The organism is Methylobacterium sp. UNC300MFChir4.1, assembly GCF_900110155.1.
Classification (GTDB): Bacteria; Pseudomonadota; Alphaproteobacteria; order Rhizobiales; family Beijerinckiaceae; genus Methylobacterium.
This window is the reverse complement of record NZ_FOCS01000004.1, coordinates 44123-59519: the sequence shown is the minus strand read 5'-3', so window position 1 is coordinate 59519 and position 15397 is coordinate 44123. Positions and strand designations below refer to the sequence as shown.

The 15397-nt window shown below is 73.8% G+C and carries 16 protein-coding genes; 9 read left to right on the top strand and 7 right to left on the bottom strand.

Annotated elements, in window-relative coordinates; translation table 11 throughout:
* Window positions 1-28: 28 nt before the first annotated feature.
* Together BMY19_RS07815 and BMY19_RS07810 are read right to left on the bottom strand one after the other, a co-directional pair.
* A complete protein-coding gene (locus tag BMY19_RS07815; protein ID WP_100251359.1) occupies window positions 29-421 on the bottom strand; it encodes a tautomerase family protein in 393 nt (130 codons plus the stop codon).
* 26 nt (window positions 422-447) lie between these two features.
* Window positions 448-1008, bottom strand: a complete 561-nt coding sequence (locus BMY19_RS07810) for a DUF4865 family protein (RefSeq protein WP_100251358.1) — start codon at window positions 1006-1008, stop codon at window positions 448-450.
* Window positions 1009-1095: 87 nt separating this feature from the next.
* Here BMY19_RS07810 and BMY19_RS07805 point away from each other — a divergent pair, with 87 nt between their 5' ends.
* Window positions 1096-1974, top strand: coding sequence for a LysR family transcriptional regulator (locus tag BMY19_RS07805; RefSeq protein WP_091679692.1), 879 nt, complete (start codon window positions 1096-1098; stop codon window positions 1972-1974).
* Window positions 1975-1997: 23 nt separating this feature from the next.
* Here BMY19_RS07805 and secB read toward each other — a convergent pair whose 3' ends face one another.
* The gene (gene secB, locus BMY19_RS07800; protein ID WP_026604852.1) at window positions 1998-2498 is read right to left on the bottom strand and encodes a protein-export chaperone SecB; all 501 of its coding nucleotides are present in this window, start codon (window positions 2496-2498) and stop codon (window positions 1998-2000) included.
* Between the two features lie 346 nt (window positions 2499-2844).
* Here secB and BMY19_RS07795 point away from each other — a divergent pair, with 346 nt between their 5' ends.
* From BMY19_RS07795 to mltG, 5 genes are all read left to right on the top strand, one after another.
* Entirely contained in the window at window positions 2845-3558 is a 714-nt protein-coding gene (locus tag BMY19_RS07795; protein WP_020092701.1) for a Tim44/TimA family putative adaptor protein, read from the top strand.
* A 38-nt stretch (window positions 3559-3596) separates the two neighbouring features.
* Entirely contained in the window at window positions 3597-4775 is a 1179-nt protein-coding gene (locus BMY19_RS07790; RefSeq protein ID WP_170862929.1) for a murein transglycosylase A, read from the top strand.
* Window positions 4772-5404, top strand: coding sequence for a Smr/MutS family protein (locus BMY19_RS07785; protein WP_100251357.1), 633 nt, complete (start codon window positions 4772-4774; stop codon window positions 5402-5404). The genes BMY19_RS07790 and BMY19_RS07785 overlap by 4 nt, the downstream gene beginning before the upstream one ends.
* Window positions 5405-5528: 124 nt before the next feature.
* On the top strand, window positions 5529-6419 hold the full coding sequence (gene mutM / locus BMY19_RS07780; protein WP_100251356.1) for a bifunctional DNA-formamidopyrimidine glycosylase/DNA-(apurinic or apyrimidinic site) lyase: 891 nt from the start codon (window positions 5529-5531) through the stop codon (window positions 6417-6419).
* Window positions 6420-6569: 150 nt separating this feature from the next.
* Window positions 6570-7985, top strand: a complete 1416-nt coding sequence (mltG, locus tag BMY19_RS07775) for an endolytic transglycosylase MltG (RefSeq protein ID WP_091976715.1) — start codon at window positions 6570-6572, stop codon at window positions 7983-7985.
* 49 nt (window positions 7986-8034) lie between these two features.
* On the opposite strand, the gene BMY19_RS07770 is transcribed toward mltG, so the two are convergent.
* The gene (locus BMY19_RS07770; protein WP_244526920.1) at window positions 8035-8670 is read right to left on the bottom strand and encodes a PAS domain-containing protein; all 636 of its coding nucleotides are present in this window, start codon (window positions 8668-8670) and stop codon (window positions 8035-8037) included.
* A gap of 353 nt (window positions 8671-9023) precedes the next feature.
* On the opposite strand from BMY19_RS07770, the gene BMY19_RS07765 reads away from it, so the two are divergent.
* Entirely contained in the window at window positions 9024-9881 is an 858-nt protein-coding gene (locus BMY19_RS07765; RefSeq protein WP_100251472.1) for a YicC/YloC family endoribonuclease, read from the top strand.
* Window positions 9882-9969: 88 nt separating this feature from the next.
* Complete coding sequence (gmk, locus tag BMY19_RS07760; protein WP_056525786.1) at window positions 9970-10632, top strand: guanylate kinase; 663 nt, start codon at window positions 9970-9972, stop codon at window positions 10630-10632.
* Window positions 10633-10741: 109 nt separating this feature from the next.
* Here gmk and BMY19_RS07755 read toward each other — a convergent pair whose 3' ends face one another.
* Window positions 10742-11188: a DMT family transporter gene (locus BMY19_RS07755; protein WP_100251355.1), complete on the bottom strand. Its 447-nt coding sequence runs from the start codon at window positions 11186-11188 to the stop codon at window positions 10742-10744.
* Between the two features lie 100 nt (window positions 11189-11288).
* Between BMY19_RS07755 and BMY19_RS07750 the strand changes: the two genes are divergently transcribed.
* Window positions 11289-12182, top strand: coding sequence for a LysR family transcriptional regulator (locus tag BMY19_RS07750; protein WP_100251354.1), 894 nt, complete (start codon window positions 11289-11291; stop codon window positions 12180-12182).
* A gap of 5 nt (window positions 12183-12187) precedes the next feature.
* Here BMY19_RS07750 and BMY19_RS07745 read toward each other — a convergent pair whose 3' ends face one another.
* Together BMY19_RS07745 and BMY19_RS07740 are read right to left on the bottom strand one after the other, a co-directional pair.
* Window positions 12188-12781 carry a biliverdin-producing heme oxygenase gene (locus BMY19_RS07745; RefSeq protein WP_091679708.1) on the bottom strand — a complete coding sequence of 198 codons (594 nt, stop codon included), beginning with the start codon at window positions 12779-12781 and terminating at the stop codon, window positions 12188-12190.
* Window positions 12778-15390 (bottom strand): histidine kinase dimerization/phosphoacceptor domain -containing protein, encoded by a 2613-nt coding sequence (locus BMY19_RS07740; RefSeq protein ID WP_091679711.1) that lies wholly within the window; start codon window positions 15388-15390, stop codon window positions 12778-12780. Before BMY19_RS07740 ends, BMY19_RS07745 begins: the two co-directional genes overlap by 4 nt.
* Window positions 15391-15397 lie beyond the last annotated feature (7 nt).

Below are 15397 nucleotides of genomic sequence, written 5' to 3'. Positions count from 1 at the left end.
TCGCTGCACCGGCCTCACGGCTCCGACCTCACGGTTCCGGCGGCCCGTACTGCATCAGTCCCTCCCCGAACGACCAGTTCTCCGGGTTGACCTCGACGAGGTTGATGAAGACGTCCCCCGGCGCCACGCCGGGATCGCGAGCGAGGTTGCGGGTCACGGCGGCGTAGAGAGCGCGCTTCTGCGCGGTGCCGCGCGTCGCGTTGGCGGTGATCTGGACGATCACGAGGCGGTCGCTGCGCCGGATCCCGAGATACTCGGGACCGTAGACGAAGTCCGACGCGTCGTGCTGGTGCACCAGGGCGAACAGGTCGCCCTCCGGCACCGCGAAGGTCTCGCGCATGGCGTCGTAGACACCCGCGACGAGAGCGGCCCTGTAGGATTCGGTCGTCCCGGCACGCAGGGAGATGCGGGTCAGAGGCATGGTCTCACTCCTCGATCGGTCCGAGATCAGCGGCCGCGCGCCGCGGCGAGGCCGGGCGCGGCGAGGTGGGCGATCGCGGTTCCGGACAGCCCGGCGGCCGGCTCGGCGCGGAGGGTGAAGCGGGTGAGGCGCCATCCGTCGGGATCGAGCCCGGCCACGGTGGCGAGGACGTCGCGCCCGGCCGCGATGTCGTGCCCGCGTCCCCGCTCGTCGTCGCGCAGGGCGGAGAGATCCTCCGCGGGCCCGACGAGACGCGTCTCCTCCGAGAGGGCGCCCGCGGCGTCGCCCGGCCCGAACGCGGCGGCGACCGCCAGCCACGTCTCGATGCGCGGCCGGCCGAAACTCGCGATCACGGCGCCGAACCCGGCCCCGGCCAGGAACGCGGCGGCGGCGTCGGCATCCTGCCAGAGATAGAGAGAGCTGTAGGCGTTGGCGGCGGCCCCGCGCGCCCGATCCTCGACCGTGAAGGCCTTGAAGACGAGGCCGGGCACCGCGTCCCAGGCCGGTGCGCGGGCGGCGACGCGCGCGCGGATCCTGTCCATGGCGTAGTCGGTCGGCAGACGATGCCGGTAGCGGGTGATCAGCATGGGGCACTCCCGAAGAGGCCCACAGGCTTGCACGCCGCCTCGATAACGGCGACATATCGACACCGATATCTAAGATAAGAGTGCGTTATGGTTGCCGACCGTCCCCTCGACCTCGAAGGCGTTCTGGCCTTCGTGCGCGTGGTCGATCTCGGCAGCTTCACCCGTGCCGCCGAGGCGCTCGCCACGTCGCAGGCGGCGATCAGCCTGCGGCTGAAGCGGCTCGAGGACCGGCTCGGCACGCGCCTCCTGGACCGGACCCCGCGGCACGTGGACCTGACGCGCCAGGGCGCCCTGTTCCTGCCGGCCGCTCGGCGCCTCCTGGACGCCCATGACAGCGCCGTGGCCGACGCGGCGACGGCGCAGCCCGCCCGGCTCAGCCTCGGGATCAGCGACCACGTCGCCGGCCCCGACCTGCCGGTGCTGCTGCGGCGCCTGGGCCTGGATCGGGCCGGGCTGATCACGGAGGTGCGGATCGTCCCGTCGCGCGATCTCGCGGCCGCGTTCGGATCCTCCGGCGAGGGCGGCTACGACGCGGTGATCTTCCGGACGGAGGACGAGGCCGGCCACGGCGGCGCGGTCCTGGCGGAGGAGCGGCTGGGCTGGTTCGCCGCACCGGATTTCCCGGCGCCCCGGCCGGGCGAGACGCTGCGGCTGGCGGGACTCGCGGGTCCCTGCACGGTCCGGGGCGCGGCGATGCGGGTTCTCGACGCGGCCGGGCTCCCCTGGACCGAGGTTTTCGTCGGCGGCGGCGTGCTGGCGGTGGGGGCGGCCGTGATGGCGGGGCTGGCGGTGGCGGCCCTGGCGCCGAGCACGGCACCGGCCGGCGCCGTGGAGGTCGGCGGCCGGTTCGGGCTGCCCGAACTGCCGCGCACCTTCGTGGTCCTGCGCGCCCGCCGCCTGGCCGGGCGCCCCGCCGAGGCGCTGCGCGCGCTGGCGGCGGCCTATCGCGGTCCCGGCGGCCGCTGACCGACCGCCGGCTCGTCCGGTCCTCAGGAGGCGAGCGGGCCCTGGGCGCCCTGCTGCTCCATCACCTTCTGCCGGTAGAGGCCGACGAAGTCGATCGGGTCGATGTACAGCGGCGGGAAGCCGCCGTTGCGCACCGCCTCGGCCACGATCTGGCGGGCGAAGGGGAAGAGCAGGCGCGGGCACTCGATCATCACCGCCGGATGGATCTGGTCGGCCGGGATGTTGAGGAGCCGGAACACGCCGGCATAGGTCACCTCGAAGGCGAACAGCACCTCGTTCTGGATCTTGGCGTCGCCCTCGAGCTTCAGCTCGACCTCGAAATCGGTCTCGGAGAGCTGCTGCGCGTTGACGTTCACCTGGATGTTGATCTGCGGCCCCTGGCCCTCCTTGGGCTGGAGCGAGCGCGGTGCGTTCGGATTCTCGAAGGAGAGGTCCTTCGTGTACTGCGCCAGGGCGTTGATGGTCGGCGCATCGCCCTGCGGCATGCCGCCGCCGTTGCCGTTCGCTGCCGGGGAATCGGCCATGCGGATCATCCTTCTCGATCGACCGGCAGGGCCGGCGCGGGTTGTTGTCGCGGCGGGAGCGGCTGGATCACGCCGCGGAACTGCCCAAACGGCAGGGCCGCTAACACGCGGGCCGAGCCTGGACAAGCGAGGGGGCGCGGCGCTGGCGCCGGCGGCCCCCACGACCCATATCGACCGAATCGCAATTGACGCGTGGGTTCGATCAACCGGCCGACACAACCGGCTCGCTCCCGACGCGTTGGTCGGATATGAGTCGGCCAGACCTCTGCGCGCTTAGCCGGCGCCGCACCGCGCGCGACCTGAGCAAGGGGCACAGGGTCTCGCCGCGGCCACCATCGGATCGGTGATGCAGGACAGTTTCGACGTTACGACGATCATCTTCCTCGCGCTGGCCGTCTTCGTGATCTGGCGTCTGCGCTCGGTGCTCGGTCAGAAGACGGGGGCCGAGCGCTCGCCGTTCAAGCCTGTCGACCGCAGCCGGACTGAGCCCCAGGCGCGCTCCGACGGCGACAACGTCGTGCGCTTGCCCGGCGCCGACCGGGTCCAGGCCGCGCCTCAGCCCGCCGCCGCCCCGCGGGACTGGCGCGGGATCGCCGAGCCGGGATCCGAGGTCGCGCGCGGCTTGGAGGCCTGCATCCAGGCGGAGCCAAGCTTCGACCCCCGCGCTTTCATCGAGGGCGCCAAGTCGGCCTACGAAGCCATCATGATCGCCTTCGCCAAGGGTGACCGGAAGACCCTGCGCGGCCTCCTCTCGAAAGAGGTCGGCGAGGCGTTCGAGCGGGCGATCGCCGAGCGCGAGCGCAACCGGCAGACGCTCGAGACCACCTTCGTGTCGATCGACAAGGCCGAGATCGTCGCCGTCGAGGTGCGCAACCGCGTGGCGCACGTCACCGTCCGCTTCCTGTCGAACCTGATCACCGCCACCCGCGACGCCGACGGCAAGGTGGTGGACGGCAGCGCCGAGACGGTGGTCGAGGTGCCGGATGTCTGGACCTTCGCCCGCACGCTCGGCTCGCGGGACCCGAACTGGCAGCTCGTGGCCACCGAGGCCGGCGCCTGAGTCCGTGACCGGCGTTCCGTGACGATCTTGCCGTGCCGATGTCCCGCGCCCGGTCCGGAGCAGTCCCGGCCGCCCTCCTCGCGTCCCTCCTGAGTCAGGCCGTGTCCGCCGCGCCGACGGCGGTCGGCGGTGCGGTGCTGACCCCCGTGGCCGCGGCCGACCTGCCGGGCTTCCCCGGCGCGGGGACGGAGGCGGCGCTCGACGCCTTCCGCCGCGTCTGCACGGCCCCGCCGCCCGCCCTGCCCCAGCCCGACGGCGTCGTGGGAGATCCGGCCGCCCTCGCCGAGGCCTGCGCGGCCGCCGCCGGCCCCGTGCCCGACGCCGCCGCCTTCTTCCGCGAGCGGTTCGAGGCGTTCCGCGTCGTGCGGCCCGGTGCGGACCGGCCCGGCTTCCTGACCGGCTATTTCGAGCCGGAACTCACCGGCTCCCTGGAGCCCGGCCCGGATTTCCCGACGCCGGTCCTGGCCCGCCCCGATGACCTGATCTCCCTCGGCCCCGGCGAGACCCGCCCGGGGCTCGACCCGGGCCTGCGCGCCGCCCGCGCCACCGCGGACGGCTTCGCCCCCTACCCCGACCGCGCCGCGATCGACGACGGTGCCCTGGGCGCGCGGGCGAAGCCGATCCTGTGGCTGCGCGACGCGGTCGACCTGCTGGTCCTGCAGGTCCAGGGTTCTGGGCGCGTCCGGCTGCCGGACGGGCGCGCGGTGCGGGTGCTCTACGACGGCCGCAACGGCCGCCCCTACACGGCGGTGGCCAAGCTGATCGTCCAGGAGGGCCACCTGCCCCTGGAGGGCCTGACGCTCGCCCGCTGGACCGGCTGGCTGCGCGCCCATCCCGAGACCGCCAAGCGCCTGATCCGCGCCAACGCCTCCTACATCTTCTTCCGCCTCGCTCCGGTCGCGGATCCGGCCCTCGGGCCGCCGGGCGCCGCGAACGCCCCGCTCAGCCCGGGCCGCAGCCTGGCGGTGGATTCGACCCTCTGGCGCTACGGCCTGCCGTTCTGGCTCGCCGGCCCCCTCCCCGGCGCGACTCCAGGTGAGGCCGGGCGCCTCGTCATCGCCGCCGATACCGGCTCGGCGATCGTCGGCCCTGCCCGCGGCGACCTCTTCGTCGGTACCGGTGCGGAGGCCGGCGTAGCCGCCGGCAACCTCCGCGACGCGATCGGCTTCGTGGTCCTGCTGCCGCGCCGCGCGGCGGTGCCCGGAGCCGCGCCGTGAGGGCCCCGCGCCGCGGGCGCCGCCTCACCGCGGGAGAGACCCGCCTCTGGGACGCGATCGCCAAGCTGGTCACGCCGCTGCCGGGCCGCGCCGCCCCGGTGCCCGAGACACCTCCGCCGCCGGGCCCGACCGCCACCATGCCGGCTCTCTCGGCGCCGATCCTGAAGCCCAGCGCGCCGCCGGTCGCCAAGAGGCCGCGGGCGAAGCACCCGCCGAAGCCGGCCTCGGAGCCGGCGCGCCCGGCCACCGCCGCTCCCTACCAGGCGCCGCCCCAGCGGCACGCGCCGAGTGCCGGGCTGGAGCGGAACGCCAAGCTCGGCCTGCGCCGGGGGCGGCTCGCGATCGAGGCGCGGATCGACCTGCACGGGATGGTGCAGGCCGAGGCGCATGCCGCGCTGACGGGCTTCCTGCTCCGCGCCCGGGCCGCCGGGCATTCCTACGTGCTGGTCGTCACCGGCAAGGGCGGCCCGGGCCACGCGGACGCCTTCTCCGAGCGGGGCGTCCTCCGCCGCAGCGTGCCGCACTGGCTGCGGGGGCCGGATCTGCGCGGCATCGTCCTCGGCTTCGAGGAGGCCGCCCGCCACCATGGCGGCGGCGGCGCCCTCTACGTCCGCCTGCGCCGCCGCTAGGGCGGGCCTCGGCGCGGGACGCGCGGCAAACCGCGCCGGTTCCCCGCGGTTGCGGCCCGGACCGATCCCGCCGATATCCGGATCCGGCGCACGGAGCGCCGCGCACGGAGATGCTGCGAGAGCGATGCCGGAGCTTCCCGAGGTCGAGACCGTGCGGCGGGGATTGGCGCCCGCCCTGGTCGGCGCGCGGTTCAGCCGCGTCACCCTGCGCCGGCCCAACCTGCGCTTCCCGTTCCCCGAGCGCTTCGCCGCCCGCCTCGAGGGGCGGACCGTCACGAGCCTCGCGCGCCGGGCGAAGTACCTCACCGCCGCCCTCGACTCGGGCGAGACGCTGGTCATGCATCTCGGCATGAGCGGGCGGTTCGACGTGGCTCTGCCCGACGGCAGCAACCTGTCGCCGGGAGACTTCTACCTCGAAGGCGCCCAGGGCACGCCCCGGCACGACCACGTGGTCATGGCGATGAGCACCGGCGCCACGGTGACCTACAACGACGCCCGCCGCTTCGGCTTCATGGATCTGGTCCCGAGCGCGGAGCTCGCGGCCTGCCGCCACTTCGCCCGGATGGGCGTGGAGCCCCTCGACGGGCTGACCGGGGCTGTGATCGCGCAGCTCTTCCGCCACAAGACCGCGCCGCTGAAGGCCGCCCTGCTCGACCAGCGCCTGATCGCGGGCCTCGGCAACATCTACGTGTGCGAGGCGCTGCACCGGGCGCGCCTGCATCCGGAGGCGCCGGCCGGGAGCCTCGCCCGGCCGGACGGGCGCCCGACGCCCAAAGCCAACGCCCTGGCCAAGGCGATCGTGCAGGTCCTCGAGGAGGCCGTGAAGGCCGGCGGCTCGACCCTGCGCGACTACGCCCACACGGACGGCAGCGCGGGCGCGTTCCAGCACGCCTTCCGGGTCTACGACCGGGTCGGCCTGCCCTGCAGCCGGCCCGGATGCGCCGGCGCGATCACCCGCATCGTGCAGGCGAACCGCTCGACCTTCTACTGCGCCACCTGCCAGCCCCCGGGCTGAGCGCGCCGATCGGCGCCTATCGCGCCGCGGAACGGCAATTTCGCCACAAACCCGACTAGGGTTAAGCCCCTCGACGTGCGCACCCGGTTGCGGGCAGCCGATCCCGGCCCGCGACGCGTGACGGGTCGCGCGGGCCCAGACAGGATCCCGATGTTCTTCCGCCGCTCAAAGACGCCCGCGCCCGAGACCGCCGCGCAGGATCCGACGGACGAGCCCGCCCTGCCGCAGCGGCTGTCGCCGCGCTCGCCCGGCGAGGCGATCAAGCCGACCGTCGCGCCCCCGCCGCCGGAGAAGCCCGAGCGCGAGCGGAGCGGCCTCGTGGGCCTGATCAGCGGCGCCCTGACCTTCGCGGTCGTCATCGCCATCGCGGCGATGATCGGGATCACGCTGTTCCAGCGGCAGGTGCGCGAGCCGGGCCCGCTCGCGGCCGACAAGGTCGTGGTCATCCCGACCCACAGCGGGACGGCCGAGATCGCCGAGACCCTCAAGCGCGAGGGCGTGATCGACCATACCGGCCTGTTCGAGTTCGCCGCCCGCTTCGGCGGCCGGCCGGCGCTGCGGGCGGGCGAGTACGTCTTCAAGGCGCACGCGAGCATCTCCGACGCGCTCGACACAATCGCCACGGGCCGGCAGGTCCAGCACGCCATCACCTTCCCGGAGGGCCTGACCTCCGAGCAGATCGTCACCCGCCTCAACGACAACGACGTGCTCGCCGGCGAGATCAACGAGATCCCCCCGGAAGGCTCGCTCCTGCCGGACACCTACAAGTTCGAGCGCGGCGCCACCCGGCAGCAGATCGTCAACCTGATGAAGGCCAAGCAGCGCGAGGTCCTGAACCAGATCTGGCTGCGGCGCAGCGCCGACGTGCCGGTGCGGACCCCGGCCGAGATGGTGACCCTCGCCTCCATCGTCGAGAAGGAGACCGGCCGCGCCGATGAGCGGCCCCGGGTGGCCGGGGTCTTCATCAACCGCCTCAACAAGCGGATGAAGCTGCAATCCGACCCCACAATCGTCTACGGCCTCGTGGGCGGGCGCGGCACCCTCGGCCGCGGGATCCTGCGCTCCGAGATCGACCGGCCGACCCCCTACAACACCTACGTGATCGAGGGCCTGCCGCCGGGGCCGATCGCCAATCCCGGCCGCGCCGCCCTGGAGGCGGTGGCCAACCCCTCCCGGACCAAGGACCTGTACTTCGTCGCGGACGGCACCGGCGGCCACGCCTTCGCCGATTCCCTCGAGGCGCACCAGCGCAACGTCGCCCGCTGGCGGGCGGTCGAGAAGAGCCGGCAGGCGCCGCCGGACGCCGTCGACAAGGTCGAGCCGAGCCCTGACTCGACCACGCCGGGCCGCGCCTCGGCCTACGCGCCGGGCGGCGCCCCCGCGGGCAACGGGATCAACACCAACGCGGCCTTCGCCCTGGATACCGGCACGCCGGGCACGCGCGCCTTCGACGCCTCCGAGGGCACCCGCCTCGATCCCCTCAAGAACCGCAGCTACGATCTGGGCTCGCCCAAGACGGTCCCGACCCTGAGCGAGCCGGCACCGGCGCCGCGGGGCCGCCGCTAGGCAGCGGCGCCGGTCCGCGCCGCCGGCTTCGGCGCCGTCGGGGTCGCCCTCAATGCGCCCGCGGGTTCCGCGGGCGCCGCGGCGCCTCTGGCGGCTCGCCCGACAGCGAGGCCGCGATCTGCCGTCCCAGCTCGTAGAGCAGCGCTTCGAGCAGCGGCTGCACCCGCGTCGCCTCGCCGGGCCCGAGATCGCCGACCAGCTCCCACAGGCGCATCGCGTAATCGGCCATCCGCTCGACGGCGGTCCCCGGCTCGGTCGGAGCCCCGAGAAAACCGACCGGCGGCTCGTACGGGCCGTCGACCCGGCTGTCGGTGATGTCGATCACGATGCCCCGACCGTAGATGTGCCCGTCCGCGCGGCGCTCGAACCGGCCCCGCGCCAGGACCCAGCGCACGACGCCCGGCGCGGGCACGATGCGGTGCTCCCAGGCGAAGAGACCGCCCTCCTCGCGGACGCGACGGCGCTCGCTCTGGTCCCGGGCGAGGTCCTCCGGGTGGAAGAGCGCGGAGAGCTGCTCCCAGGTGATGCCGTCCGCCGCCTCGGCCTCGGTCAGGCCGAAGATCCGCGCCATCGTCGCGTCCCCGCGCACGCATCCCGTGTGCGGCGCATCCTCCCAGATGCCGACGCCCAGCGCGGACATCCCGAACGGCGTGAGCGCGGTCCTCCCCAATACTGATCGCGGCATGCGCCATCCGAGTTCATGTGCAGACGAGCGGGATTTCGAGCACACCTTCACTGCGGAATGCAACGTCGGTCGCGCGACACGAAAGTGAAAACGTGACCACCGCGACCGCGCGGGCGACGGCGGACGGGGCCCGCTTCGCGGGCGGGCGGCCCTACCGGTCCCAACAGCGTGCCGGGTGCCGCTCGACTGCACGGCGCCGCCCGAGATGGCCGGGCGCGCGGCGCGTCCGACGCGCGCCCGACGCGCCTCGCGACGCGGCGACGGCGGCGACCGGCCTCTTCCCACCGGAGTGATCCGTGCTACAGGCCCCGATCTTCACGGGGACGGGGGTCGGCGTGACCCAGATCGCGAGCATGACCGGTTTCGCCCGGACGGCGGGCAGTGCCGGACCGGTGCACTGGGCCTGGGAGGTCCGCAGCGTCAACGGGCGCGGCCTCGACGTGCGCACCCGCGTGCCGGCCGGCTATGACGGGCTCGGCGAGACCGCGCGCACCGCGCTCCAGAAGACACTCACCCGCGGGCAGTGCCAGTTGACGCTGACCCTCACCAAGCCGGAGACGACCGCGCGGGTGCGGATCAACGAGACGCTCCTGGCGAGCCTCGCCCAGGCGGTGGCCCGGGTGCCGGTCCCCGAGGGCGTGGCCCCCGCCACGATGGACGGGCTGCTCGGCGTGCGCGGCGTGATCGAGGTCGAGGACGAGGCGGCCGACACCGACACCCTCGCCCGGGACCTGGCCGCGGGCGTGGTCCAGCTGGTCGCGGATCTCGTCGAGGCGCGCCGCGCCGAGGGGCGCCAGCTCGAGCAGGTCGTCACCGCCCAGGTCGACCGGATCGCCGCGCTGACCCAGGCGGCCGAGGAGAGCCCGGCCCGCCAGCCCGAGGCCGTGCGGGCACGGCTGGAAGCGGCCGTCGCGGCCCTCGGCGGCAGCGGCCTCGACCCGGACCGCCTGCACCAGGAGGCGATGCTGCTCGCCGGCAAGGCGGATGTCCGCGAGGAGCTGGACCGGCTCCGCGCCCACGTGGCGAGCGCCCGGGACCTGCTGGCGGCCGGTGGCGCGATCGGCCGGCGGCTGGACTTCCTGGCCCAGGAATTCGGCCGCGAGGCCAACACCCTGTGCGCCAAGGCCAACGATATCAGCCTGTCGCGGATCGGACTCGACCTGAAGGCCGTGGTCGAGCAGTTCCGCGAGCAGGTGCAGAACATCGAATGATGCCGGGCACGATGCTGGGCACGATGCTGGGCACGATGCCGGATCGGGACGTGAGGATACGGATGCGAAACGTCGGGGAGCCACGCGCATGACCGAGCCGGCCGGGAGCGTCTCCGACTCGATCGCGCGGCGCGGGTTGATCCTGATCCTCTCCTCGCCCTCGGGAGCGGGGAAGACCACCCTGACGCGGGCGATCGCGCAGGATCCGAGCTGGGCGCTCGACCTGTCGATCTCGGTGACCACGCGGGGGCGGCGCCCCTCGGAGATCGACGGGCGGCACTACCATTTCATCGATCGCGAGGCGTTCGACGACCTGCGCGAGCGCGACGATCTGCTCGAATGGGCCGAGGTGCACGGCAACTTCTACGGCACGCCCCGTCGGCCGGTGGAGAAGGTGCTGGGCTCCGGCCGGGACATGATCTTCGACATCGACTACCAGGGCACGCGGCAGGTGCGCTCCAAGCTCGCCCAGGACGTGGTGACGGTCTTCATCCTGCCGCCCAGCATGGCCGAGCTGCGCCAGCGCCTGGAGCGCCGGGCGGAGGATTCCGCCGAGACGATCGAGAAGCGTCTCGCCAACGCCCGGACCGAGATCCAGCGCTGGGTCGAGTACGACTACGTCATCGTCAACGACGACCTGCAGAACGCCTTCCGGGCCCTCCAGGGGATCCTGGCGGCCGAGCGTCTCCGGCGGGCGCGCCGCACCGGACTCGCCCCCTTCGTCGAGGGACTGCTGGCCGAGACGCCCTGATCCGACCCTGGAGCGCTCTCCGCCGAAGTGGATACCGGTCCGGCGCAAGAGAGCGTGTCAAGACAAAGGCTTGGAGCCGTGCCCGATTGCAGCGCGATCGGGCACGGCTCTAGCGGCGGATCAGCACGACGCCGCCGATCAGGAGCGCGATCCCCAGGAGGCGCGGCAGGTCGACGGGCCGCTGCGCGAGGCCGAGCAGGCCGGCGTGGTCGAACAGCACCGAGGCGACCATCTGGCCCGTGACGAGGAGCGCGAAGAAGGTCGCGGCGCCGAGCTTCGGGACCAGCAGGATCGCGAGGCCGATGAACACCGCGCCGAACAGGCCGCCGCTCCAGGTCCACCACGGGATGCGCTCCGCCACGCCGACAGTCGGCACCGGGTCGCGCAGGGCGGCGGCGAGGAGCGCCATGCAGGCGAGCCCGACCGCGTAGCTGGAGACCCCGGCCCAGGACGCCGAGTCGAGGCCCGCGCGGAGATTCGCGTTCAGGATCTGCTGCAGGACGAGGCCGGCGCCCGCCAGCACGGCGAGCAGGGCGGAGAGCGCGAAGGCGAGCATTGCGGGACGGGCCTCGGGGTCGGGACGGCGGGCGGCATTGACAACCATCCCGGCCGATGCCGTCAAATGCCGCGCTGACCCGCGTCCATGCAGTTTCGGCATGATGAACCCCGCACATCTCGACCTCTTCCGCGCCGTGATGCGCCACGGCGGCATGACGCGGGCCGCAGAGGTCCTGGGCATCGGGCAGCCCCATATCAGCCGCGCCATCGCGCAGCTGGAGGCGGCCCTCGGCTTCGCGCTGTTCGTGCGCGGGCACGGCAACGCGTTCCCGACCCCGGAGGGCGAGGCCTTCGCCCAGGAGGTCGCGCAGACCTACGCGGGCCTCGATCACCTGCAGCAGGCCGCGCGCCGGATCCGCGAGCGCGGCACCGGCGGATTGCGCGTCGCCTGCCAGCCCTCCCTGGCCGCCGGATTGCTGCCGCGCGCCATTCGCCGCCTCGACGCGGAATGCCCGGATCTGCGCATCTCGGTCCACGTCCCCAGCCCCGACACGATCTGGTCGTGGACCGCCTCAGGCCAGTGTGACCTCGGCCTCGCCCGGCCGCGCTCCGGCCATGCCGGGGTGAGCGCCGAGCCGTTCCTGCGGGTCGCGGCCGTGTGCGCGCTGCCCCGCGGGCACGCCCTGGCCCGCCGGCGCGCCGTCACGGCGGCGGATCTCGCCGGGGTGCCGCTGATCGCGGCCGGGTCGAGCCCCGTGCAGGCGGCCACCGAGGCGGCCTTCGCGAGCGCCGGCGCGACGCCGCGCTTCGCCCTGATGGCCGAGTACACGGCGGCCCGCTGCGGCCTCGTCGCCGAGGGACTCGGCGCCGCCATCGTCGATCCGGTCCCGGCACGGGCGCTCGGCGGGCTGCCCATCGTGCTGCGGCCGTTCCGGCCCGAGATTCCCATCGAGACGCTGCTGCTCCGGCCGGCGGGCCGGCCACCGGGGCGGCTCGTCGAGCGGCTGATGCTCCATCTGGCGGCGGAGCGCGACGCCCTCGGCGCCGCCTGAGCGGCTCAGGCGGCGGCCGGCAGCTCCGGGACCGGGCAGAGCCACGCGCGCATCGCCGCGAAGGTCGACACGGCCGCGCCGGTGAGCGCGGCCTCCGCGGCCGGGTCGTCGCCGAACGCGTCCAGGCGCGTGCGGAAGGCGGCCCACATCGCCCCCGCGGCGGGCCCGTGCGCCCGGTAATAGGCGAGCCCCGCGTCGGAGAAGCCGTGCAGGCCGGCGATGTGGCGGCCGATCAGCTGCCCGCCGAGGGTCGATCCCTCCAGCACGTAGAGCGCGCCCGTGGCGGCGGCCGGCCCGCGGAGAACCGGAGCGGCCGGTCTCGGGAGCGCCGCGACCGCGCCGGGCTGGAGGCCGAGATGGACGAGGTCGGCCGCGAGGAGCGCGAGTCGGCGGCGCGGCGCCAGGAACGGCTCGTCGGCGAGCCCGGACCCGATGGCCGATTCCCAGACTGCGTGGAAGCCGTAGAGGCGTCCCAGCAGCTCCCGGTAGCCGCCGAGCGTCGCCACCCGCGCCTGCCAGTCGAGGGACGCCTCCAGAGCCCGGTGGGCCGGATCGGTCGCGGCGCGCAGCCGCGCGTGCAGGCCGTCGCGGGATCTCACGCGGTGATCGTGAAGCAGGCGCCGGGAGTGTTGGCGACGGTGAGCTTGGCGTTGATCTGGTCGAGCATCGCCCGGATCAGCTTCATGCCCAGGCCGGAGCCCTTGCTCCGCGCCTTGGCGTCCGCCCAGTCGTCGGGCAGGCCGGCCCCGTCGTCGCAGACGCGCAGCTGGATCTCGCCGGGGCCGGAGGCCGAGACTCTGACCTCGACGCGGCCGATGCCCGCCGGGTTGGCCGCGTATTTGAAGGCGTTGGTGACGAGTTCCGTGGCGATCAGCGAGAGCGCCACGGCCTTGCGGTAGGGCACCATCAGGCCGGGCTCCGCCGACAGGTCGACCGCGTGCCCGTCGCCGGCCAGCCCCGCGAGGTCGTTGCACAGGCTCTCGATGGTCTGGCCGAGATCGACCTCGTCGAACCGATCCGCCTGGTACAGGCTGTCGTGCACCCGCGCGACGCTCATCACCCGCGCGGAGGTGTCGGCGAAGGCCTGCCGGGCCTCGCCGTCGGCGATCTGGCGCCGCTGCATCTGCAGGAAGGCCGAGACGATCTGCAGGGAGTTCTTGACCCGGTGGTCGATCTCCCGCGTGAGCAGGTCCTTCTGCTCGAGCAGACGCTCCTTCTCGGCGAGCAGGCCGGTGAGCTCGTCGATCTTGCGCCGCTGGCGCAGCACCACGCCCTCGACCGCCTCGGCCAGGGAGCCGGCGAGCTGGACCTGCCATTCCGCGAACGGCGCGGCGAAGCCGGTGCGCTCCTCGACCCAGCGCTCGAACGAGCGGCGGGGCAGCACCGCCACGGGACCGCTTCCGGCAAGCACGGGCTTGCGCGGGTCGCCACCCCACGTGACCGTGCTGGGCACCTCGGGCCGGAACCACACCAGCAGGTTCTCGCGCGAATCGTCCACGAAGGCCGCGAGCAGGCCGCTGGCGATCTCGCGATGCGGCCCGGCCTCCGGAAAGTCGGCGCCGAAGCTGTCGCTGCTGTAGACGACCTCGCCCTCCGGCACGCGCGCCCGCAGCCAGCTGGCGATCGCCGCCACCGTCTCGGCCGGCGGCGTCCGGCCGATCAGCGTGACCCGCTCGCCCGAGACGATGCCGGCGCCGGTGGCGCTGAACAGGTCGAGCAGCGTCGTCGTCCCGGCCGTCAGGGCGGCCACGAAGTCGTCGGATCGCGTCAGGCCGCGCACGAGGCGCCCCTCGACGTCGAGATGCGCCTGCCGCTCGGCCCAGAGGCGGCGCGACTCGATCTCCTGCACCCGCATGGCGAAGGCGTCCGTGAGCACCGTGGCGGCCGCGCGCGTCTCCGGCGTGACGTAGTGCGGGCGGCGGTGGTGGCCGATCATCAGGCCCCACAGCCGTCCCTCGACCATGATCGAGATCGACATGGACCCGTTCACGCCGAGGTTGCGCTGGTACTCCAGGTGGATCGGCGAGAGCGTGCGGTGCTGGGCGAAAGTCAGGTCGATCGGGCCGTTGCCGGCGCCAGGGGCCGAGACCAGCCCGACCGGGACGCTGTCACGGTCGATGACGAAGCGGCTCTTGGCCTTGGTGTAGAGGGCCCGGGCCTGGGCGGGAATGTCGGAGGCGGGGAAACGCAGGCCCAGCAGGCTGCGCGACCAGCCCGGCACCTTGTCCTCGGCCACGGCCTCGCCGTTCCAGTCCGGGTCGAAGCGGTAGACCAGCACGGCCTCGAAGCCGGTCAGGGCCCGGATCTCGAGAGCCGCGATCCGGGCGGCCTCGGCCAGGGTCGCGGCCTCGCGCAGGCGACCGACGGCCAGCTCGGTATCGACCTGACTTGCCGTGGCGAAATCGTCGGCCGAATCCGGCTCCAGCTCCATCTCGACGATGACGCGGCCGGCATGGGCGTGGACGACGGCGTGATAGGCGCCGCGATCCGGGAAGGTCAGGGTCCGGCGCATGGAGGCGCCATCCTCGAGAGTCCCGCTCGCCAGCCGCGCGCGGATCGCCGCGACGACCTCCGCCGGAAGCACGTCCGCCAGGGGCCGGCCCGCCAGCGGCGGCTCGATCGGGTCGATGATCTCGCCGACATTGGCCGAGTAGGCCGCGACCAGGAGGGTTCCGGCATCGGCCGCGAGCATCACGGCGTTGGGCTGGATCGAGCCCGGGATGTGGATCGGCTCGCGCTCGCAGAGGCTGGCATCCACCGGCTCGGCGCGCACCCGCCGGCCGATCGCCGCCATCACGGCCTCGCGCGACAGGTCGGCGCCGAGGCTCTCGACGGGATCGATGGTCAGCCACGTCACCGGGCGCGTGCCGCCGATCTGGCCGTGTCGCATGTGGATCCGAGCCCGGAGCGGCTGCGGTAGCCGGCCGAAGACGTAGTCGAAGGTCTCGTCCAGGGCGCCGCGGCGCGCACCCGCGAGGAACCGGCCGCGGAAGCTCGGCACGTTGGTGCCCGGCATCACGTCGCGGAAATAGTCGCGCCCGAGGACGGCCTCGCGCGACAGCCCGGAGATCGCGCTCGCGCCCTCGCTGAAGGCCACGACGGTGCCGGCCGCATCGAGCCCGATCACGCCCTGGTCTAGGCGGTCGAGCGCGTCCGGCGCGATGACGTCGAGATCGACGTCCGTATCGGGGGCCTGGCTGGGCGGCATCAGGAGC

What these genes read in the sequence shown, in the direction of transcription:
- BMY19_RS07815 (WP_100251359.1), bottom strand. Translation starts at nt 421, where the DNA reads ATGCCTCTGACCCGCATCTCCCTGCGTGCCGGGACGACCGAATCCTAC.
- BMY19_RS07810 (WP_100251358.1), bottom strand. Translation starts at nt 1,008, where the DNA reads ATGCTGATCACCCGCTACCGGCATCGTCTGCCGACCGACTACGCCATG.
- BMY19_RS07805 (WP_091679692.1), top strand. Translation starts at nt 1,096, where the DNA reads ATGGTTGCCGACCGTCCCCTCGACCTCGAAGGCGTTCTGGCCTTCGTG.
- secB (WP_026604852.1), bottom strand. Translation starts at nt 2,498, where the DNA reads ATGGCCGATTCCCCGGCAGCGAACGGCAACGGCGGCGGCATGCCGCAG.
- BMY19_RS07795 (WP_020092701.1), top strand. Translation starts at nt 2,845, where the DNA reads ATGCAGGACAGTTTCGACGTTACGACGATCATCTTCCTCGCGCTGGCC.
- BMY19_RS07790 (WP_170862929.1), top strand. Translation starts at nt 3,597, where the DNA reads ATGTCCCGCGCCCGGTCCGGAGCAGTCCCGGCCGCCCTCCTCGCGTCC.
- mutM (WP_100251356.1), top strand. Translation starts at nt 5,529, where the DNA reads ATGCCGGAGCTTCCCGAGGTCGAGACCGTGCGGCGGGGATTGGCGCCC.
- mltG (WP_091976715.1), top strand. Translation starts at nt 6,570, where the DNA reads ATGTTCTTCCGCCGCTCAAAGACGCCCGCGCCCGAGACCGCCGCGCAG.
- BMY19_RS07770 (WP_244526920.1), bottom strand. Translation starts at nt 8,670, where the DNA reads ATGCCGCGATCAGTATTGGGGAGGACCGCGCTCACGCCGTTCGGGATG.
- BMY19_RS07765 (WP_100251472.1), top strand. Translation starts at nt 9,024, where the DNA reads ATGACCGGTTTCGCCCGGACGGCGGGCAGTGCCGGACCGGTGCACTGG.
- gmk (WP_056525786.1), top strand. Translation starts at nt 9,970, where the DNA reads ATGACCGAGCCGGCCGGGAGCGTCTCCGACTCGATCGCGCGGCGCGGG.
- BMY19_RS07755 (WP_100251355.1), bottom strand. Translation starts at nt 11,188, where the DNA reads ATGCTCGCCTTCGCGCTCTCCGCCCTGCTCGCCGTGCTGGCGGGCGCC.
- BMY19_RS07750 (WP_100251354.1), top strand. Translation starts at nt 11,289, where the DNA reads ATGATGAACCCCGCACATCTCGACCTCTTCCGCGCCGTGATGCGCCAC.
- BMY19_RS07740 (WP_091679711.1), bottom strand. Translation starts at nt 15,390, where the DNA reads ATGCCGCCCAGCCAGGCCCCCGATACGGACGTCGATCTCGACGTCATC.